Below are 21,768 nucleotides of genomic sequence, written 5' to 3' on the forward strand. Positions count from 1 at the left end.
TTAAGGTTCCGGTTGTTTTGCTCGTTCACGAGCAGGAAAGACAGCAGAATAGAGGGTATTCGGATGAATCCAGCCGGAAAAAATGTTCCGAAAATGAATTTGAACGAATCTTTCGAAATGCATTAGACGAGGTGAAAGACAAAAAATAGAAAGTATCTATAAAGAGGGACTGTTGTTTTACAGAAATTGTAAAATGACAGTCCCTCTTGGTGTACATGAGTAGTAAGCTATCTGCAATGCAGCGCATTTTTAATATCTGATAAAATATAATAAGGAATCGGCATATGTCTCGTTCCGTTTCCCATGGAAATATAAGGTTTGTTACTTCCGTGGAAGTCAGAGCCACCGGAAATAAGCAGATGATATTTTTGCGCAAGCTTCTTAATGTTTCGTTCATCACCAAGCTGGTAGCTGGAATAGACGGCTTCAATACCATCTAAATGGCTTTCTTCTACCAGTGTCTGAACCAGAGTGTCCAATCGGTCTGCATTCATGCGATAGAGTACCGGATGGGCTAAAATGGAAAGACCACCGGCATGATGAATCAGGGAAATACCTTCCTGCGGAGAGATTTTAGGACGGTCTACATAATAAGGACAGTCATCCCCGATATATTTACTGAATACTGTATTCATATCTTTGGCAAGACCATGATTTACAAGGTATCTTGCAATATGTGCCCTTGTAATGACTGCATCCGGAAATTCTCTGATAAGACTGTCATAATCAATGGCAAGGTGTGCCTCCTGCTGCAGTTTATCAACCATCAGGCGGTTGCGGTCTGTGCGGGAAGAACGGAATGCATTTAATTTATCATTAAATACTTTATCGTCCGGGTTAATATATAGCCCGACCATATGGATTTCACGGTCATCCAGTTCACAAGAGAGTTCAACACCGGCAATGACTTCCGGTGCATCCGGGGAGTTAAGACGCAAGGTTTCTTCCTGTGCTTCTTTAATACCATCGATACAGTCGTGGTCAGTAAGGGCAAAGGCACATATCGAATGACGTATGGCTTCATGAACCAGCTCAGATGGAGTAAAAGTTCCGTCAGAGCAGGTTGAATGTACATGTAAATCAATAAATCCTGTTTCCATGGTATAATCCTTTCTAACAGCTCGAAATAATTATTTTTTAGAATTTTTTATGAATATGATTATAAGAGTAATCTTTCGTTTTGACAATCCGGAAGAAATGAGAAAAATCTTTTGCGTATAAAAACAAAGTCCTATATACTGCAATTAGGAAAAATAATCTGCAGGGGGCAGGAAGCATGAAAAAAAATTTAGAAGTAAGTATGCTTGGAACATTTCGAATGCAATATGGAAATCATTCCTTTATCATAGACCGGAAATCAACGACAAAGACGAACCGGCTGCTTCAGATCATTCTGCATGCGGGTACAGAAGGGGTAACAAGGGAAGAACTGGTGGGAAGACTTTGGGAAAATGAGGAGGTTGCAAACCCATCCAACAGTTTCCGGGCAATTCTTTTCCGGGTGCGGAAACTGCTTAAGGAGCAGGGACTGCCGGAGAGCGATTATATTATAAGCCGAAAGGGAGTTTATTGCTGGACGCCGGAAATTCCGTATCATTGTGATTGCATTTCTTTTGAAGAGAAGGCAGAGCATGCATTGAAACAGGCGGAAGATTTTGGAAAAACAGAATTAGAGGAAGCAGTCAGGCTGTACCGTGGAGAATTTTTGCCGGCACTGGGAGCATCAGAATGGGTAATTTTCTGGGCAACGAAATACCGGAAATTATATATGTCCTGTGTAAAGAGACTGTGCGGAATTTACCGGGATGAGCAGGAGTATCAGAAATTATATGAGATAGCAGAAAAAGCAGCGGTACTTTATCCACTGGATGACTGGCAGGTATACCAGATGGAGGCATTGATTGCCATGAAGCGTTCCAAAGAGGCGGTGGCATTATATCATAAGACAGAAGAAATGCTGCTGGCAGAGCTTGGCAGTGAGCCTTCAAAGTCTATGCTGGAACAATTAAAACGAATCAGCAGCTGTGTTACGGAGGATGATGCCACTCATATTCAGGCAATACAGGAGAAGCTGGAAGAAGAGAGAGAGGAAGGAGCATTTTACTGTTCGTATCCTGTTTTCATTGAAAATTACCGCTTTGCAAAACGGGTTTTGCAGCGTACGGGAAAGAGTGCGTGGCTTCTTATGAGTACCATTACCGATGGGAAGGGGTATGCTTCAGAAGGCGGTGTTCATTTCGAATACATCCGGGCAGAACTGGAGCAGGCATTGAAAAACTCCCTGCGCAGCGGTGACCTGTATACCAGATACAGCACAAACCAGTATCTGATACTTTTAATAGGTATTGAAGAAGAAAATTGCGGACTTGTGATAGAAAGAATCAATGACAACATGGAACGGACGGCTGGAAAGAAATATGTGAAATATCATAAAGTATTGGTGAATGGAACAGACGAGTAGATACGAGGAGAAATACAATACAAACAGGAAGATTTAAGTACAATTCGGAAGAATAAAGAAAAAATAGAAAAATATAACGCTTTTTATAACACAGAGTAGGCTATGATTGGTTATACAATTCATAAATTAACAGGAAATGGATAAAATGAATAAAAGGAGAAAAAACATGAGAGTAGCCAAAATGTTGGGAAAAAGAATTACAGCTTTTGTAATGGCAGCATTGATGGTATTGTCCTTATCCGGAATAACCGGGATGACAGTAAAAGCTGCCGAAAAGGATGGTACAATTAAGATGCAGCTGCAGGATACGAAGAAAATCGAGTGTTCTGCATGGATTGCTTACGAAACCAAATGGAGTGTTACCAGTGGAAAAGATAAGGTAACATTAAAAAATACAAATAAGAAAGAGGTATCTGTAACTGCGGATAAGACAGGAACAGTTACCTTGAAGTGCAAGTATAAGAATTATCTCTTTCAATGGAAAACAGAAAAATATACCATTAAAATCAGTAAGAGAACTCCGGTATTTGAAGAGAGCATTTCAAATCTGACTTATAACGGAAAAGTCCAGACACTGAATGCAAAGAACTTTGTAAAGGATGGTCCAAAGAGTGGTATTGTTGGAACCTGTGACAAAGAGATTTTAAATGCAGGAACTTATACTTATACGATTACAACACCGGCAACAGATGTATATGAGGCAGGAAGCAGGACTTATACGGTAACTGTAAATAAGGCAGAGGCAGTAATTAAGGAAAAACCATCTGCAACAATCAATCATATGTCCGGAAAACTGAGAGAGTCCCATCTGAATGGCGGAATGGCAGTAGCGGTCAATGATGAGAACCAGGAACTGGAAGGCCATTTTGAGTGGCAGAGCCCGGATGAGACACTGTGGTTTAATACTACTGGAACTGCAATCTTTGAAGATGTAGACCATCATGTAGTATTTGTGCCGGAAGGAAATGCAGCAGAGAACTATAAAGAGACGGTATTTATTGTACCGGTAAGAACCTATTTAAAAGCATTGTATGCAAATCTTACAGCCAGTGATTTTGAATATAATGGCAGTAATGATGAGAAAAACTTAAGCTGTGATGCGAATGCATACAGCTGGGGAATTGAGAAGAATCCAAGCATTTCCATCACGTATACTTATTTTGATGAGGCAGGAAATAAATTAAGCAAAGCACCGGTGGATGCAGGAACTTATACGGTAATTGCAACAGCCAGTGCAAAGAAATTTGAATCCGCAGACAGTAATGAAGCAACCTTTACTATCCGGCAGAAAACGTTGACGAATGAAATGGTAACTGCAAAGGATACTGAGTATACCGGAAGCACAGTTGCAGTTGTGGTAAAGGATGGAGACAAAACATTAGTAGAAGGAAAAGATTATACTGTAATATACAGTGGAAGTAATCCAAATGCAGGAGAGACATCAGCAGCAATTACCGGAATCGGTAACTATAAAGGAACGGTAAATACAACCTATACCATTCTTCCGAAAGAAGTGGAAAATGACAGCGTGATTGCAACTGCAAAGGAAAAATATTATACCGGAAAAGCAGTAACACTCAGTGAGGAAGATGTAACTGTAACTTATAATGGAAAAGTATTAACAGCAGGAACCGATTATACTGTTGGTAATTACAAAGATAATGTAGAAGAGGGAACTGCGCTGGCAACCGTAACCTTTACCGGTAACTATAGTGGAACTGTAAATGTAAGCTTTGGAATCAGTAAGATTCGTGCAAAAGTATATGCCAAATATGGAAATGGAAAACTGCTGCTGTTAAGTGGAAACTGTATTTTAGACCCGGCTGTATTAGAAGAAGCAGCAGATTATGCAACCACAGAGGAAAGCGTAATCCATGGATTCATCTTAGAGGATGAAAATGCAGGTGTAGTGACAACATATACAAAACTTTTCCGCAATACAGAGGGTTATAACGTATATGTAAAAGTAGCAGATACATTTACACAGAAGGCAGAGTTCTACATCCGGAAAGCAGGAACTGTCCGTCCGGAAGGAACAGTTGGTGATGCAACAGCAAATTATGACTATATAGGAAGAGCAGCAGTTTCTTTAAATCAGCTGAAAGTGACAACGGATATGTCTGGTTTTACTGCACCAGCCTCTTTTGATGCAGAAAAGAATTATGATGGAAAGATGCCGGTAACACTTGCATCTGTTTTAGATGCATATGCAGCAAACAGTGGCATTGCAGGGGATGATGCAAGATTCTACCGCGTCGAATGGTACCGGATGATTAATCCGAATTCCTGGCATATTGATGGAGAAATTGTTGATAACAGTTATACCGTTACTTTTATGGTAGACGGAAATGCATATCAGGAAGTACGTGAAGTAAAGGGAACGGAAGTTTCTGTAACAGATCCTGTAAAGGCAGAGACAGAGACAACAACCTATGAATTTACCGGCTGGACTTTAGAAGATGGCAGTAAAGTAAATGTTGCAGATTTAAATGATAGTACCGTAGTGTATGCTTCTTTTGATGAAAAGGAGAAAGGAACTGAGCCGACCGAGCCAGTTGGACCGACTGGACCAACCGAACCAACCCAGCCGACTGAGCCAATCGAACCGACTGAGCCAACCGAACCGACTGAGCCGACCGAGCCAACCGAACCAACCCAGCCAGCCGAATCAACCCAGCCGGCACAGCCGGCAAATCCAGCCCAGCCAGCATCATCAGAAACAGCAGTAACTCCGGCAGATAACAATACACAGCCGGAGACAGCAGCACAGACACCGGTAATCCAGGCACAGACTCCGGTTACACAGACCCAGGTGGCACAGACACCAGTCAGACAGCAGCAGGCAGCACAACAGCCACAGGATGCAGAAGAACCGGTGGTATTAGAAGATGAAGAGGTTCCGCTGGCGAATGTAACGGACGATAATGCAAAACAGGAAGTAACTGCATTAGAAGATGAAGCAGTTCCTCTGGCAGCAAATCCGGCGGGAGAAGATAACTGTATCATCCATTGGATTATGATGATTCTTACGATTGTATTTGCAGGATATAATGTAGTAAGGGCAGTACTTCGTCAGAAGAGAAATGCATAAAGGCAGGAGGCAGAAAGTATGAAAATAGTAGATGGAATCATTGCTGTTATATATGTAATTGCTATGGCAGTGCTGTTTTTCTTGAGAGACTGTGAGAAAGATCTTCCAATGGGAATTCTGGCACTGGCTGTTACCGCAGCTGCAGTAGCATGTATGGTTATCCAGAATAAAAAGCGTGATAGCAAAGCAGCAAGAGCTTAAAAAAATAATATAAATAAGTATTGCAGGCAGGACGATAGAAAATGAAAATACATTTTGTCGTCCTGCTGTTTTTAGTTGCCAGCCATTTGAAGAAAGCTTTCACTTGACATTATTTTAAAATTGAGTTATTGTATTAATTAAATAATACAATGATAATTGCAAAGAAGAAAAGGGAGATTAGGTATGGCAAAGAAAAAGAAGAAAATGGAGTTTGAAACAATGCAGGTAAAACTGCCTCATGTAAAGGGGTTGTCCATTGTGCTTCCGGTTATTTATATTTTATGGGTAGCAGTGATGTATTATCTCCTGCTTCCAGCACTGAATATTCATTCCAGAGGTTTATGGCTGTTTGTATTAGGCGTTATATTATTCCCGTTAGGAATAATAGGTGCGTTGGTATCGGCAGCCAGGAAGGCGGAAGGTAAGTCCGCAGGAAAGCTGGAAAAGCCGGTAAACGGTATTTTTGCAGCAGTTGGAGTAATCGGAATTCTGTTCCTGATTCTTTTATTTTATGGCAGCAAAATGTTCCATGCACAGGCATATGCAGATATCCTGACCATCGAAGACAGTGATTTTAACAGCGATATTAATACAGCATCTTCTGTATCAAAGATTGCGTTAATGGATACGGACAGTGCAGTGCTGCTGGGTAATCGTGAAATCGGAAGCCTTTCAGAAGTGGTGAGCCAGTATAATGTATCGGAAGACTACACACAGATTGATTATCAGGGGGCACCAACGAAAGTATCTGCATTAGAGTATGCCGGCTTCTTTAAATATATGGGAAATAAGGAAAATGGTGTTCCGGGTTATATAACTGTTGATCCGGTAGGACAGAAGGCACAGTATGTTCCGGTAAAGGAAGGAATGATTTATGTTCCGTCTGCTTACTTTGGCAAGGATTTAAGAAGGCATATCCGTATGAATTACCCGGATAAACTTTTCGGAAATCTTCATTTTGAAGTGGACGAAGATGGAAAACCATACTATATTGCCAGTGTATACAAATACACCATCGGTTTATTTGGTGGAGAAACTGTTGAGGGTGCAATCAGCTGTGACCCAATCAGCGGAGACTGTCAGTATTATGATGCATCAGAAGTGCCGAACTGGATGGATGATGTCTTTGACGGGGATCTTCTGGTGGAACAGTATAACTGGTATGGAGAATTATCTAATGGATTTATGAACAGCATCTTCGGCAAAAAAGGCTGTAAGAAATGTACGGAAACGGTAGTAGAGGATGAAGACGGAGATGAGGAATCTTACGAAGCAAACTTCGGCTATGTTGCCAAAGACGGGGATATCTGGATTTATACCGGAGTTACTTCCGTCAATGATGATGCCTCCAATATCGGGTTTATACTGGTAAATGAGCGGACTTCAGAAGCACATTATTACAGTATTGCAGGAGCAGATGAAAGCTCTGCAATGGCTGCTGCAGAAGGAGAAGTGCAGGAGAAAGGATACCGTGCATCTTTCCCGTCTTTGATTAATGTAGATGGTCAGCCGACTTATATCATGGTATTAAAAGATGCCAGCGGCATAGTGAAGCTTTATGGCATGGTAAATGTAGAATCTTATAATATGGTAACAACAGCAGCCAGTCTCGATGAGTGCTTTGCAAAGTATCGTAAGATGACAGGCAGTGACGGTACAGAAAACACTGGGAATCCGGAAGAGGCAGAAAATTCTTCCGGGGACAGCAACAGCACTGCAGGTAATGCACAGACAGCAGCCAAAGGAAAAACAATTCCGGAAGGTGAGACAGAGACAAGAAGTTTTGTAATCAGTGAAATGCAGTATGTTGAGATTGCAGGAGAGACCTATGTTTATCTGGCAGGAGACGACGGTATGGTATACTGGCAGAAGTTTTCTGATAATGAACAATTGATTTTCCTGCATGAGGGAGATACCGTTACTGTAAATGGAATTATGGATAAAGATAATATTTACTGGATAGATACCATTGGAATCATGCAGTAGGAAGGCGGAGAAATGGAAGCAGCAATCCTTGTAGTAATTATGATTGCAGGATTTACCTATTCAGCAATTAAGACAAAAGAAAGTTGGAAGAACCGCTGCAAACGGACACTGAAAGAAAAATATGGAAAAGAACCTGAAAAAAAGGAATTTAAAAGAGAACTGATAAGAAATTATCTGGATACTGTGGGTGGAACACAGCAGGTGGATGAGGTCACATGGAATGACCTTAATATGGATGATGTGTACCAGAGAATCAACAACTGTGATTCCACTATGGGAGAAGAAATTTTATATGCAAAGCTTCATTATGCGAAGCAGACGAAGGAAGAAGAGGAGCTTTTAGAAAAAAGAATAGCTTTTTGTGAAGCAGATGATGAAAAACGCTATCATCTGGAAGAAACTTTGTCAAAGCTTGGAAAGAGAGACGAGGCTTACTATATTCCATCCTTTATCCAGACAGTAGAGGATTTTGCAATTTCAAATCTCTGGGTTTATCAGATGCTCCGGATATTGCTGATGGTAGTTGTTGTGGCGGCAGTCGTATTTCATAATATATATGCTCTGTCAGCTTTGGTGGTAGTATTTCTTGTGAATTTGTCGGTGTATATCTTTACGGTCCGGCTGAAGTTTGACCAGGAGATTCATATGATGGGAACGGCGGCATACCTGATTACGGTAGCACGAGAACTGGAGCAGGAATACCGGAAAGACAAAATATGTGAGGAACTGGCACCGCTGCTTCCGGTATTTGCCAAAATGGATAAGAAGGCATTTCTGCTAAATATCCAGAGCAGAAATGCCATGGGAGATGTGTTTGAAATGCTGCAGGATTTCCTGCTGGGAGTAACCCAGTGGCATATCCTTACTTATATGAAAGTATTGAATCAGTTTATGGATAACCAGGATGCTTATCTTAAGATTTACCGGGTGGTAGGAGAACTGGATGCAGCGGTCAGCACAGGCTCTTTCCGAAAGAGTCTGCCTCTTGTGACAGTACCGGAATATGAGGAAGCAAAGCAGCTTGAGATGGAAGAAATTTATCATCCGCTGCTTCATGGAGCAGTGACCAATTCTATGGAACTTCAGCATAACTGCATTATCACAGGCTCCAATGCTTCCGGTAAGTCAACCTTTATCAAGACCATAGCTGTTAATGTGATACTGGCACAGAGCATTCATACCTGCACCGCAAAAAGAATGCACCTGCCTCATGCAAAAATGATTACTTCCATGGCGGTAAGAGACGATATTTTATCCGGTGACAGTTATTTTATCAAAGAGATTAAATATTTAAAACGTATCCTGGATGCTTTGTCGGAGGATGAACTGGTTATCTGTGTTATTGATGAAATCTTAAGAGGAACCAATACCCAGGAGCGTATTGCAGCTTCAAAAGCAATCATGGAATATCTGGCACATCATAACTGCATTGCAATTGTGGCATCCCATGATAAGGAATTGACGGAGCTTGAAAAAATTGGTTATGACAATTATCATTTTTCCGAAGAGTTTGGAGAAGCGGATATTGTATTTGATTATAAATTGCAGAAGGGACCGGCAAATTCCCAGAATGCAATCCGCCTGCTTTCCTTTACCGGGTTCCCGGAAACGATTATTGAGAGGGCGGAAAATATCAGAAGCGAATATCGGTAAAAATAATGCTTGACGAACGAAATGACATATGGTACTATAAGCAAGTTGAAGAAAGTAGAGTATCCACTCTCACCTTAGCACAATCAAGTGACTAAGTGTTTATAATGAGTATGCAATGAGCGAATCATTTTGAAGTGGATAGTCTGTCTATCCACTTTTTTTGCGGAAATAAACGGAAAGTTGTCTGGCAAAGCTGTGGTGAATTTAATTTTGGAGGTGTACGACCATTAGCGAGTTAATGATCAATGAACAAATCAGAGATAAGGAAGTCCGCCTGATTGGCGCGGATGGTGAACAGTTAGGTATCATGTCAGCAAGAGAAGCATATAAGCTGGCACAGGAAGCAGAACTTGATTTAGTAAAGATTGCTCCTGGAGCAAAGCCACCTGTATGTAAGATTATCGATTACGGTAAATACAGATATGAGCTTGCAAGAAAAGAGAAGGAAGCACGTAAGAAACAGAAAACGGTTGAATTAAAAGAAGTTCGTCTTTCTCCAAATATCGATACCAATGATTTGAATACCAAAATGAATGCCGCAAGAAAGTTCATTTCCAAAGGAAATAAAGTAAAAGTTACACTTCGTTTCCGTGGCAGAGAAATGGCACATGTACAGGCAAGCAAACATATTCTGGATGATTTTGCAGAAGCACTTGCAGATATTGCAGTAGTGGAGAAAGCACCAAAGCTGGAAGGCAGAAGCATGGGTATGGTGCTGGCAGAGAAAAGATAATGATTTTAAGGAGGAATAAATTATGCCAAAACAGAAAACAAGCAGAGCAGCAGCAAAACGTTTCAAATTAACAGGAACAGGAAAATTAAAGAGAAACAAGGCTTATAAGAGACATATCTTAACAAAGAAAACAACTAAGACTAAGAGAAATCTTAGAAAACCTGCAATGACAGATGCAACAAATGTTAAGAATATGAAGAAGATTTTACCATATTTATAAGAATTGGTTAAGGAGGAATAGAACATGGCAAGAATTAAAGGCGGCTTAAACGCTAAAAAGAAACATAATAGAACATTAAAATTAGCTAAAGGTTACAGAGGAGCACGCTCCAAACAGTATAGAGTAGCAAAACAGTCTGTCATGAGAGCCTTAACAAGTTCTTATGCAGGAAGAAAACAGAGAAAGAGACAGTTCAGACAGTTATGGATTGCCCGTATTAACGCAGCAGCAAGAATGAATGGATTATCTTACAGCAAATTTATGTATGGTTTAAAATTAGCTGGTGTTGATATGAACCGTAAAATGTTAGCTGAGATGGCTGTAAATGATGCAGAAGGATTTGCAACATTGGCAGAGCTTGCAAAAACAAAACTTGCTTAGTTTTAAGAAGTGGACAAGTTATAAAAGAGGATTGTGGTTATTCGCAATCCTCTTTTTTGATGTTTGGTTCATTTGAAGTTTTTGCGGAAGCATCCTGCCCGGAAGCTTCTTTTTTGATGGAATCCAAATCTTCTCTTAAAGAGTAATGATTCTTAAGTAAGCGGTATACCATGGTATAAGCCCAGATAAGAACCGGGACAACCACAGTGGCATAGATGGAAGCCTTAAGACAGTTTGTGGCAAAATCGCTTCCAATCAATGCAAAAACAAGAGTGGAAACATAGAGGGCAACTAAGAGTACAACACCGATAATTGCAAGAATCTGTTTTGTCTTTTTCATATATGACCTCAACTTTCTTTGATGACCTGTTTTTAGAAAAAAGCAATATACATTATTTTAACATTTGACAGCGGATAGTCAATCAGAAAATGTAAAGTTGCAGAGGATAAATACTTGAAAAAAGCACAAAATATGCTATACTGAAACAAGCGTTATACGACTAAATATGGATTAAAGGATGGATATGAACAATGGCATTATTAGAAGAATGGCAGAAGATTGCTTATGATCAGCAGGCAGATAGAGGAAAATTACAGAAGTTCTGGCAGAGATATTTTATGTTAGAGAAGGGCGTATATGAGAAGCTTTTAGCAAACCCGGATGAGAAGGTAGAAGGAACTGTAAAAGAGCTGGCAGAGAAATACGACCTCAGCATTATGGATATGACTGGATTCTTAGATGGAATCAATGACAGCCTGGTAACACCAAACCCAATTGATACTATGGAAGAGGATACCAAGGTAAGCCTTGCATTCGATAAAGAAAAATTATACAAGAACATGGTAGATGCCAAAGCTGACTGGCTCTATGAATTACCACAGTGGGATGAAATTTTTGATGCAGATACCAAGAGAAAGCTTTATTTAGAGCAGAAGAAATCCGGCACTGTTGTAGTTGGAAAGAAAGTCGGAAGAAATGATCCGTGTCCTTGTGGAAGTGGAAAGAAATATAAATTCTGCTGCGGAAGATAAGAATAAAATATTTTGGAAAACATTTGGAAAATATTTCACAGAAAAACTCTTTACATAGCAGAAAAAAGAGTATACAATAGCTTTTGTCAAAAGGACAAAACAAAGAAGAGACGAGTAGCATGACAGGAAGTCAAAGAGAGGAATACATCTGGTGAGAGTATTCTGATGGAGTGTAATGTGAAGACCAGCTCTGAGTGACCCCAATCCGGTCCGGTGATTCCGTTATCATCAGAATGAGCGGTTGTACGATAAGTACAGCAAGCAGGGTGGAACCACGATAGAGTATCGTCCCTGATGCATAAATTTTATGCATCAGGGACTTTTTTACTTTGCAGTTATTAATACTAATATAATAAGAAAAGGAGACTTGAACATGAAAATCACATTAAAAGATGGCTCAGTAAAAGAGTACAGTGAAGCAAAATCAGTCTATGATATTGCAGCAGATATCAGCGAAGGCCTTGCAAGAGTTGCATGCGCCGGTGAAGTAGACGGAGAAGTGGTGGATTTACGAACCGTTCTTGACAAGGACTGCAATTTAAATATTATAACAGCAAGTGATGAAGAAGGATTAAAGGTAATCCGCCATACTGCATCCCATGTGCTGGCTCAGGCGGTAAAAAAATTATTCCCGGATGCCAAGATTACGATCGGACCGGCAATTGAAGATGGATTCTATTATGATTTTGATCATGCCCCATTTTCAAGAGAAGACCTCGATAATCTGGAAGCAGAGATGAAGAAGATTATCAAGGAGGGTCATGAATTAAAACGATTCACACTTCCAAGAGAGGAAGCAATCAAATTCATGCAGGAACGTAATGAACCATACAAAGTAGAACTGATTGAAGAATTACCAGAGGGAGAAGAAATTTCTTTCTATGACCAGGGCGGCTTCGTAGATTTATGTGCTGGCCCACATCTGATGACAACCAAGGGCGTAAAGGCATTTAAGCTGACATCATCTTCCATGGCATATTGGAGAGGTAATTCTGACAAAGCAAGATTACAGAGAATTTATGGTACTGCTTTTAATAAGAAGGAAGAGTTAAAAGAATACTTAGAGAAATTAGAAGATGCCAAACGCCGTGACCATAACAAACTTGGCCGTGAAATGGGGTTATTTACCACTGTTGATGTTATCGGACAGGGACTTCCTTTATTTACACCAAAGGGAACCAAGATGATTATGAAACTGCAGCGTTGGATAGAAGACTTAGAGGATAAAGAGTGGGGTTATGTACGTACCAGAACTCCGCTGATGGCAAAGAGCGACCTCTATAAGATTTCCGGACACTGGGATCACTACATGGATGGAATGTTCATTTTAAATAAGGACAGCGACGACAAAGAGACAATGGCACTGCGTCCGATGACCTGTCCATTCCAGTATTATGTATACATGAATGAACAGCACTCTTACAGAGATCTGCCATATCGGATGTCAGAGACTTCTACATTGTTCCGGAATGAGGACTCCGGAGAGATGCATGGACTTACCCGTGTCAGACAGTTTACTATTACAGAGGCACATATTATTCTTTGCCCGGAACAGGCGGAAGAAGAACTTACCAGATGTACTGAACTTTGCCATTATGTAATGACTACACTTGGTATCGATGGAGATGTTACTTACCGTCTGTCCAAATGGGATCCGAACAACAAAGAAAAATATCTGGGCGACGAAGCATATTGGAACAGTACCCAGCAGTATCTGCGTGATGTTATGGATAAGAATGGCATCAAGTATACAGAAGCAGATGGGGAAGCTGCATTCTACGGACCAAAGATTGATATTCAGGCAAAGAATGTATATGGAAAAGAAGATACCATGGTTACCATCCAGCTTGACTGTGCAAGTGCAGAGAAGTTTGGCATGTACTATATCGATGAGAAGGGTGAGAAAGTACTTCCTTGGATTATCCATCGTACATCCATGGGATGTTATGAGCGTACCCTTGCATGGCTGATTGAACATTATGCAGGAAAATTCCCAACCTGGCTTTGCCCGGAACAGGTAAGAGTATTGCCGATTTCTGAAAAATATGCAGACTATGCAGAGCAGGTAAGAAAAGAATTAGCAGCTCATGATGTAGATGTAACGGTTGATAACCGTTCTGAGAAAATCGGATTCAAGATTCGTGAAGCAAGACTGGATAAGCTGCCGTACATGCTGGTAGTTGGTCAGCAGGAGGCAGAGGACGGAACCGTATCCGTAAGAAGCCGTTTTGCAGGAGATGAAGGTGTAAAACCTTTAGGAGAATTCATTGATGCAATCTGCGAAGAGATTCGTACAAAGGAAATCCGTAAGGAAGAAGTTGCAGAAGAAAAATAAAAATGCAATAAAATCTAATTTTTAATTTTATTATTTATATGGATTTAAAAAGACTGTTGCTGGCATTTGCACCGGACAACAGTCTTTTTTGCTTTACAGGAAAGCGGCCGCCGCAGGCACGAGAATGTGTCAAGATACATTCTTTTTTACATGAAGTTGGTAACATAAAAAGATTTCCTTTGGAGATACTAAACATGTAACGAAAGAAAGGAGATGATTTTTGTGACAGAATTAAAATGTTCTGTAAGAAGCTGCAGTTTCCAGAAAGATGATTGCTGTTGCCGTGGAAATATTACGGTAGAGGGTGCACATGCAAACCGCAACAGCGAGACAAGCTGTGGAAGTTTTGAAGAGAAGAAAAACTGTGGATGTGCCAATTCGACCGGTAAACCGCCGAAGATGAGCGATGTTACCTGTGAGGCAGTAAACTGTAAATTCAATGAAGGAAGAAAATGTCATGCAAAAGACATCCAGGTAGCCGGAACGAATGCCTGTACCTGTATGGAAACAGAGTGTGCCAGCTTCTGTTGTTCCTAAAAAGTGGAATATCAGTAAGTTTTAGCAAAATATTTCTGTGTCTACTCTTAACAGATTGGACACAGAAATTTAGAAGAATCTTAAGAAAAATACTATTGTAAATGAGATGAAAGAAAGTATAATGTGATTGAAGCATAAATAAAGCAGAAGTAATGTGTAAGGTGTAGATGGTAAACAGGAGGAAGCAAATGAGAAAAAAGTCACATATTTTGCTGGCACGTTATATTGCAAAGAATACAGAGGATGAAGAACTTAAGAAACATAGACTGTCTTTTTATATTGGCAGCATCCTGCCGGATTGCAAACCATCTTTTGTATATAAGAAACATGAAATCAATGGGACGTTTCCGGATGTGAAAAAGATGGTGAATCAATTGATTTTCGGTAAACAGCAGGGGAAACTGACCCGTAAACGCCGGTATTATATGAATCTCGGGCAGGTAACGCATTATGTAGCTGATTATTTTACTTATCCGCATAACAAGATTTATCCGGGAAACTTAAAGGATCATTGTTCCTATGAAGAACAATTGAAGCGAAGCCTTAAAAATTATATCATGAGCCGGAATATGGAAGCAGGGGAAAAAGTGCAGGCTGATTTTCCTGATGCAGAGGCACTGTATGAATATATTTTAGAGAGGCATAAACAGTATCTTGGAAGAAAAATTAATATAGAAACAGATATTCGGAATATAGTAGCAACCAACCGGATGCTGGTGGAGGCCATTGCCGATTTGTTTTATAAAACACAGCATAAGGAAAAAATGCCGCTTGCTGTCGAATATTGACGAAAAAAGATGTTATATTTTGTTTGATTTTTGGTGATGAGCAGAGTAAAATGAATTTACAAAGAACAACACAGAGATGGGACACAGCATAGGAGAAATGCTTATGGATGAAAGGGAAGCACTTCGCATTGCGATTGAACGTGCAAGAATCCGACTGGATGAAGCACTGGAACGAGCGAAAAGTATGGATGAATGCTATGACCTGAGCCTGGAAGTGGACAGACTGATTGAGAACTATGTATCGCTATGTGAGCAAAAAGAACTTGTACCAATAAGATAAAAGTAAAGAGTAAGTGGAAAGAAGTACATTGAGAAATGTGCTTCTTTTTTTTGTGCATTTTTATGTGTAGTATATTGATTTTTTCCCAAAAGTGGGGTAATATGTATTCATAAGTGGAGGAAAGTGGTTGAAAATGGCACAAAGTGGTGGATAAGTTGATAACTTTGTGGATAAATAGCAACCGGACTGAGGTGTTTGACAATGTTCATGGGAGAGTACAGTCACAACATAGACGCCAAGGGCAGAATGATTGTTCCTTCCAAATTCAGAGAACAGCTCGGTGATGAGTTTGTAGTAACGAAGGGTTTGGATGGGTGTCTTTTTGTGTACCCAAATGAAGAATGGCAGAACATTGAAGAAAAATTCCGCAACGTACCACTTACCTCAAAAGATGCAAGAAAATTCTCACGTTTCTTCTTTGCAGGAGCAACAACCTGTGAAGTGGACAAGCAGGGAAGAATTCTTCTTCCGGCAGTGTTAAGAGAATTTGCCGGATTAGAGAAAGAAGTCGTATCAGTCGGAGTCTTAAAGCGAATTGAGATTTGGGACAAGAACAGATGGCAGGATACCAATACTTATGATGACATGGATGAAGTTGCAGAACACATGGCAGAACTTGGCTTGAGTATCTAAAGGAGTGAACATGGAATTTAAACACACATCGGTTCTCTTGCATGAGACCATAGACAATCTGAATATTCGCCCGGACGGAATTTATGTAGACGGAACGCTCGGTGGAGCGGGACATTCTTCCGAAATTGTAAAAAGGCTGAATGAGAACGGAAGGCTGATAGGAATTGACCAGGACGAAGATGCAATTGCAGCAGCCAGTGAGCGGTTAAAGGATTATTCTGATAAAGTAACCATAATCCGCAGCAATTACTGCAATATGAAAGAAGAATTGAACCGTATCGGAGTGACGAAGGTAAATGGAATCCTTCTTGATCTGGGAGTATCTTCCTTTCAGTTAGATACACCGGAGCGTGGATTTACCTACCGGGAGGAAGATGCACCACTGGACATGAGAATGGATCAGCGTCAGACATTAACGGCAAAAGATATTGTAAATGATTACAGTGAATCAGAGCTGTATCGTATCATAAGAGACTATGGGGAAGACCGGTTCGCAAAGAATATTGCAAAGCATATTGTTGCAGCCCGGGCAAAGAAACCAATTGAGACAACCGGAGAACTGACCGCAATTATCCGGGCATCCATACCGATGAAAGTACAGAGTACTGGCGGACATCCGGCAAAGAGAACGTTTCAGGCAATTCGTATTGAACTGAATCGTGAACTGGAAGTCTTATCGGATACCCTGGATGAGATGATAGACCTTTTAGAGGAAGATGGAAGAATCTGTATCATTACCTTCCATTCCCTGGAAGACAGAATTGTAAAGAACATCTTTCGCAAAAATGAAAATCCATGTACCTGTCCGAAAGAATTTCCGGTGTGTGTATGTGGCAAGAAACCAAAAGGAAAAGTAATCACTAGAAAACCGATTCTTCCAACGAAATCTGAAATGGAAGAGAATCCGAGAGCAAAAAGCGCAAAATTAAGAGTATTTGAACGGCATATCAATGACTAGGGAGAGACGTGAAAATGGAGAAGACAAGAAGAAATTATCGAACACGGACTTACATAGATGGAAACACTGTCCGTAAATTAGAAGCTGCACCGGATTACCGCAGAGAACAGGAAGAAAAGCAGCGGGAGGAAATCAGACAGCGCAACAGACGTATGGCGCAGAAGAATCAGGAGAAGTCAGCGCATATGGATTTGGGTTATGTGGCATTTTTATCTGTATCGCTGCTGGTTATGTGTGTGGCAGCAGTACTGTATATCCGTCTGCAGTCTGGAATTACAACGCATTTAAAGACAATTTCTGCATTAGAAAGCCAGGTAGCTGAATTAAAGGCAGATAATGATGCGGCAGAAAAAAGAATCGAGACAGCAGTAGATCTTTCAACCATCAAGGATATAGCAATGAACCAGCTTGGCATGAGCTATGCGGGACCGGACCAGATTATACATTATACGGTTGATAAAGAAGATTATATGAATCAGTTTGAGGATATTCCGAATAAGTAGGAAACAAACGTGGTGGTAAAATGGCAGGAAAGAGACGCGGCGGAAAGAAAATAGCAAAATTTAGTAAGAAAATGCAAAAGAAACTTGTAGTGCTGTTTGTAATAATAGCACTACTTTTGTTGGGATTAATTGTAAGATTGATGTATATTGAACACACCAGTGGAAAGAAATACGAAAAGAAAGTATTATCCCAGCAGAAATATGACAGTACGGTCATTCCTTATCAGCGTGGAAATATTACAGACTGCAAGGGAACGATACTGGCAACCAGCGTGGATGTATACAATGTGATATTAGACTGTAAGGTATTAAACAGTGATTCGGCAGATATTGACCCGACCATCGATGCACTGATAACCTGTTTCCCACAGCTGAATGAAACCGATTTACGTAATCTGATTACGGATAAGCCAAAGAGCCAGTACAATGTTCTGGCAAAGAAATTAAGCTATGAAGAGATTCAGGCGTTTGAAGATATGCAGGCGGCGGAAAAGGAAGCTTCCGATAAGAAGAGCAGCGATGCAGAGAAAAAAGGAAAAATTAATGGAGTCTGGTTTGAAAAAGAATACCAGAGAGAATATCCATATGGTTCTCTAGCCAGTGCGGTAGTAGGATTTACTACCAGCGGTAATCTGGGAATGAATGGAGTGGAAAATTCCTATAACAGTGTTCTGAATGGAACCAACGGAAGAGAATATGGTTATCTGAATTCTGACAGTAATTTTGAGAAGACAGTAATCGATGCCCAGAATGGTAATGATGTTACACTGACCATTGATGCAAATATCCAGAAAATCGTAGAAGATAAGATTGCTGCATTTGAAGAAGAATACAGGGATGCAGCAAGAGAAGGTGCTGGAAGTAAACATGTGGGAGTTATTGTAATGAATCCCCAGAATGCTGAAGTGCTTGCCATGGCAAATTATCCAAATTATGACAGTAGTAATCCAAGGGATTTGTCTGCCTATTATACCCAGGAAGAAATTGATGCTATGGATGACGATGCAGAACTGGATGCTTTAAACCAGTTATGGTCTAATTTCTGCATTACTTATACTTATGAACCGGGCTCTACCGTAAAACCTTTTACCGTAGCCTGTGGTCTGGATACCGGAACTATAGACCCGAACCGTACTTTTATCTGTGATGGATACGAGACGATTTCCGGTCATGATATTCACTGTGTAAATACCAACGGACATGGACTTGAAACAGTAGAAGATGCCTTAAAGAATTCCTGTAATGATGCCCTGATGCAGATGTCTTATGATATCGGACCTGAGAATTTCTCTAAGTATCAGCAGATTTTCGGCTTTGGTACCAAGACAAACATTGATTTACCGGGAGAAGCTAGAACCGATTCCTTAATTTATACCGAAGACCAGCTAAGCACCATTAACCTGGCTACCAATTCCTTTGGACAGAACTTTAATGTTACCATGATACAGGTGGCAAGTGCTTTTTGTTCCATTATTAATGGTGGTAACTATTATCAGCCACATGTGGTAAAGAAAATAACAGATGAAAATGGGAATGTCATACAGGAAGACAATGGAACCTTGTTAAAGAAAACAGTGTCTTCATCTACCAGTGAATTATTAAAACAGTATCTTTATGCAACGGTTTCCGATGGTACCGGAAAATATGCAAAAGTGCCGGGATACTCCATGGGTGGAAAGACCGGAACAGCACAGAAGCTTCCTCGAGGACAGGGAAATTATCTGGTTTCTTTTATCGGTTTTGCACCAGTAGACAATCCGCAGCTTTTGGTATATGTAGTAGTAGACGAACCAAACGCAGAAGAAGAGTTTCACAGTACCTTTGCACAGGAAATCGCAAAGGGAATTTTCGAAGAGACACTGCCTTATCTTAATATTTATCCGGATAAGGACATTGTTGTAACAGAAGAGACAGACCCGGCAGAAGCACCGACAGATGGAACAACAGATGTTCCGGATTCTGCACCGGAGGATTCTATGGTAGACCAGACACCGGATATTGCAGAGGAAACAGTACCACCGGAGGATGGTTTACAGCCACAGGATGTAGCACAATAGAGAAAACAACATAACCTTGTAAAAGTTGTAATAGATTATAATAACTGCTTTTATGAGGTTATGTTTTTATGTTTCAGCAAAAAATGCAGGAGGAAGAAGAAAACAGATTTTGCATCTATCGGAATAAAACCTTTAACCGACGAAAAATTATGATTATTTTTGTGGCAGTATTACTGCTGATGGTATTTCTGATGGGACGACTGGTGTATCTTATGATATTCTGTTCAGAATACTATGGGGTCCGGGCGGAGAATCTCCATGAAAGAGAAAGGGATATCAAGGCGGCAAGAGGAAATATTTATGACAGAAATGGTGTGGTTTTAGCAGAAAATAAGACGGTATGTACGATTTCTGTGATTCACAGCCAGATAGAAGACCCGGAAAAGGTAATTGCAGTTTTAACAAAAGAGCTTGGCATGTCAGAAGAGACAGTGCGGAAGCGGGTAGAGAAGGTTAGTTCCATTGAACGGATTAAGACGAATGTGGAGAAAGAAACCGGAGATGCGATTCGATCTTATGAACTGGCGGGCGTGAAGATCGATGAAGATTATAAACGGTATTATCCTTATAATGAACTGGCTTCTAAAGTAATCGGATTTACTGGCGGGGACAATCAGGGAATTATCGGAATAGAAGTAAAATATGATGAATATCTGGAGGGCATCAATGGAAAGATACTTACATTGACAGATGCCAGAGGCGTAGAGATAAAAAATGCCGGAGAGCGGCGGAGTGAGCCGGTAGAAGGAGATGACCTTTATTTAAGTCTTGATTATAATATCCAGATGTATGCAGCGCAGGCGGCAGTAAAGGTGCGGGAGGAAAAACAGGCAGATAGTGTCAGCATCCTTGTGATGAACCCACAGAACGGCGAAATTCTTGCCATGGTAAATGAACCGGAGTTTAATCTCAATGAACCTTTTGCCTTAAATACGGAGAATGACACGGAATTGAGCGAAGAGGAGAAGCAGGATGCTTTAAATAAAATGTGGAGAAACCAGTGCATCAATGACACTTATGAACCGGGATCCACTTTTAAGATAATAACAGCATCCGCAGCCTTGGAGGAGGGAAAAGTAAGTCTTTCTGACCAGTTTAACTGTCCGGGATATAAGATTGTGGAGGACAGGAGAATCCGCTGCCATAAAGTGGGAGGGCATGGGGCAGAGGATTTTACCCATGGCATTATGAATTCCTGCAACCCGGTATTCATAGAAATCGGACTTCGTATCGGTTCCGACCGCTTCTGCGATTATTTTGAACAGTTTGGTTTATTATCCAGGACAAATATAGATTTACCGGGGGAAGCATCCACCATTATGCATAAAAGAGAAAATATCGGTCAGGTGGAGCTTGCAACCATGTCCTTTGGGCAGTCCTTCCAGATTACACCGATTCAGCTTGCAACTACGGTTTCCTCTATTATAAATGGAGGAAACCGTGTGACGCCGCATTTTGGCGTGGAGACGAAAAATGCAGAAGGAGAAGTGACACATACTTTTGTCTACGGACAAAAGGAACATATTGTAAGCGAAGAAACTTCCACCACCATGCGCTATTTGCTGGAAAAAGTAGTATCTGAGGGCAGTGGAAAGAATGCGGCTCTTGAAGGCTTTTCTATTGGCGGCAAAACCGCAACGTCCCAGACGCTTCCACGTAGTGAAAAAAGGTATATTTCTTCTTTTTTAGGCTTTGCTCCGGCTGACGATCCACAGGTACTTGCCTTAATTATTATCAATAATCCACAAGGCGTTTATTATGGTGGAACCATAGCAGCACCGGTCTGCCGGGATTTGTTTTCCAATATTTTGCCATATCTTGGCATTGAGCAGGCACCGGTTACAGAAGATGCGGAAATTCAGGAAAATCCGTGAAACTTTGGGAAGATATCTTGCAGGAAATCTCTAAATAACGTATAC

General features: G+C 40.7%; 20 protein-coding genes and 1 other annotated feature. Of the genes, 18 read left to right on the plus strand and 2 right to left on the minus strand.

The window, feature by feature from the left end; all coding sequences use genetic code 11:
• Window positions 1-227 precede the first annotated feature (227 nt).
• Window positions 228-1,100, minus strand: a complete 873-nt coding sequence (locus DWY37_RS00170; RefSeq protein ID WP_118173210.1) for a PHP domain-containing protein — start codon at window positions 1,098-1,100, stop codon at window positions 228-230.
• Window positions 1,101-1,276: 176 nt separating this feature from the next.
• Here DWY37_RS00170 and DWY37_RS00175 point away from each other — a divergent pair, with 176 nt between their 5' ends.
• From DWY37_RS00175 to rplT, 8 genes are all read left to right on the plus strand, one after another.
• Window positions 1,277-2,461: an AfsR/SARP family transcriptional regulator gene (locus DWY37_RS00175; protein ID WP_118173209.1), complete on the plus strand. Its 1,185-nt coding sequence runs from the start codon at window positions 1,277-1,279 to the stop codon at window positions 2,459-2,461.
• 166 nt (window positions 2,462-2,627) lie between these two features.
• Window positions 2,628-5,552: a hypothetical protein gene (locus DWY37_RS15920; protein ID WP_199535636.1), complete on the plus strand. Its 2,925-nt coding sequence runs from the start codon at window positions 2,628-2,630 to the stop codon at window positions 5,550-5,552.
• 18 nt (window positions 5,553-5,570) lie between these two features.
• Window positions 5,571-5,753: a hypothetical protein gene (locus DWY37_RS00185; RefSeq protein ID WP_117841205.1), complete on the plus strand. Its 183-nt coding sequence runs from the start codon at window positions 5,571-5,573 to the stop codon at window positions 5,751-5,753.
• Window positions 5,754-5,936: 183 nt separating this feature from the next.
• A complete protein-coding gene (locus tag DWY37_RS00190; protein ID WP_118173196.1) occupies window positions 5,937-7,739 on the plus strand; it encodes a hypothetical protein in 1,803 nt (600 codons plus the stop codon).
• Window positions 7,740-7,751: 12 nt separating this feature from the next.
• Window positions 7,752-9,392, plus strand: coding sequence for a MutS-related protein (locus DWY37_RS00195; protein ID WP_117841203.1), 1,641 nt, complete (start codon window positions 7,752-7,754; stop codon window positions 9,390-9,392).
• 238 nt (window positions 9,393-9,630) lie between these two features.
• Entirely contained in the window at window positions 9,631-10,125 is a 495-nt protein-coding gene (infC, locus tag DWY37_RS00200) for a translation initiation factor IF-3 (protein WP_022244104.1), read from the plus strand.
• A gap of 22 nt (window positions 10,126-10,147) precedes the next feature.
• Window positions 10,148-10,345 carry a 50S ribosomal protein L35 gene (gene rpmI / locus DWY37_RS00205; protein ID WP_022244105.1) on the plus strand — a complete coding sequence of 66 codons (198 nt, stop codon included), beginning with the start codon at window positions 10,148-10,150 and terminating at the stop codon, window positions 10,343-10,345.
• Window positions 10,346-10,369: 24 nt separating this feature from the next.
• Window positions 10,370-10,726: a 50S ribosomal protein L20 gene (rplT, locus tag DWY37_RS00210; RefSeq protein ID WP_022244106.1), complete on the plus strand. Its 357-nt coding sequence runs from the start codon at window positions 10,370-10,372 to the stop codon at window positions 10,724-10,726.
• Window positions 10,727-10,763: 37 nt separating this feature from the next.
• Here rplT and DWY37_RS16315 read toward each other — a convergent pair whose 3' ends face one another.
• Window positions 10,764-11,066 (minus strand): hypothetical protein, encoded by a 303-nt coding sequence (locus DWY37_RS16315; RefSeq protein ID WP_330408315.1) that lies wholly within the window; start codon window positions 11,064-11,066, stop codon window positions 10,764-10,766.
• Window positions 11,067-11,257: 191 nt separating this feature from the next.
• Between DWY37_RS16315 and DWY37_RS00220 the strand changes: the two genes are divergently transcribed.
• From DWY37_RS00220 to DWY37_RS00260, 10 genes are all read left to right on the plus strand, one after another.
• Window positions 11,258-11,758 (plus strand): SEC-C metal-binding domain-containing protein, encoded by a 501-nt coding sequence (locus DWY37_RS00220; protein WP_117841202.1) that lies wholly within the window; start codon window positions 11,258-11,260, stop codon window positions 11,756-11,758.
• Window positions 11,759-11,851: 93 nt separating this feature from the next.
• Window positions 11,852-12,054: a binding site (T-box leader), on the plus strand.
• A gap of 77 nt (window positions 12,055-12,131) precedes the next feature.
• A complete protein-coding gene (gene thrS, locus DWY37_RS00225; RefSeq protein ID WP_117698317.1) occupies window positions 12,132-14,093 on the plus strand; it encodes a threonine--tRNA ligase in 1,962 nt (653 codons plus the stop codon).
• Window positions 14,094-14,315: 222 nt separating this feature from the next.
• Complete coding sequence (locus DWY37_RS00230) at window positions 14,316-14,630, plus strand: DUF1540 domain-containing protein (RefSeq protein ID WP_022243376.1); 315 nt, start codon at window positions 14,316-14,318, stop codon at window positions 14,628-14,630.
• A gap of 188 nt (window positions 14,631-14,818) precedes the next feature.
• On the plus strand, window positions 14,819-15,418 hold the full coding sequence (locus DWY37_RS00235; protein ID WP_118173195.1) for a zinc dependent phospholipase C family protein: 600 nt from the start codon (window positions 14,819-14,821) through the stop codon (window positions 15,416-15,418).
• A gap of 103 nt (window positions 15,419-15,521) precedes the next feature.
• Window positions 15,522-15,698 (plus strand): hypothetical protein, encoded by a 177-nt coding sequence (locus tag DWY37_RS15740; RefSeq protein WP_022243374.1) that lies wholly within the window; start codon window positions 15,522-15,524, stop codon window positions 15,696-15,698.
• 201 nt (window positions 15,699-15,899) lie between these two features.
• Window positions 15,900-16,331: a division/cell wall cluster transcriptional repressor MraZ gene (gene mraZ / locus DWY37_RS00240; RefSeq protein ID WP_022243373.1), complete on the plus strand. Its 432-nt coding sequence runs from the start codon at window positions 15,900-15,902 to the stop codon at window positions 16,329-16,331.
• Between the two features lie 10 nt (window positions 16,332-16,341).
• On the plus strand, window positions 16,342-17,289 hold the full coding sequence (rsmH, locus tag DWY37_RS00245; protein ID WP_022243372.1) for a 16S rRNA (cytosine(1402)-N(4))-methyltransferase RsmH: 948 nt from the start codon (window positions 16,342-16,344) through the stop codon (window positions 17,287-17,289).
• Window positions 17,290-17,303: 14 nt separating this feature from the next.
• On the plus strand, window positions 17,304-17,792 hold the full coding sequence (locus DWY37_RS00250) for a hypothetical protein (RefSeq protein ID WP_117698315.1): 489 nt from the start codon (window positions 17,304-17,306) through the stop codon (window positions 17,790-17,792).
• A gap of 20 nt (window positions 17,793-17,812) precedes the next feature.
• Window positions 17,813-19,849, plus strand: a complete 2,037-nt coding sequence (locus DWY37_RS00255) for a peptidoglycan D,D-transpeptidase FtsI family protein (RefSeq protein ID WP_118542027.1) — start codon at window positions 17,813-17,815, stop codon at window positions 19,847-19,849.
• 68 nt (window positions 19,850-19,917) lie between these two features.
• Window positions 19,918-21,723, plus strand: a complete 1,806-nt coding sequence (locus tag DWY37_RS00260; protein ID WP_243092074.1) for a peptidoglycan D,D-transpeptidase FtsI family protein — start codon at window positions 19,918-19,920, stop codon at window positions 21,721-21,723.
• The last annotated feature ends 45 nt before the right edge of the window (window positions 21,724-21,768 follow it).

Origin of the sequence: Roseburia sp. AF25-13LB, assembly GCF_003478915.1 — a bacterium.
In the GTDB taxonomy this organism is placed as follows: Bacteria; Bacillota; Clostridia; order Lachnospirales; family Lachnospiraceae; genus Roseburia_C; species Roseburia_C amylophila.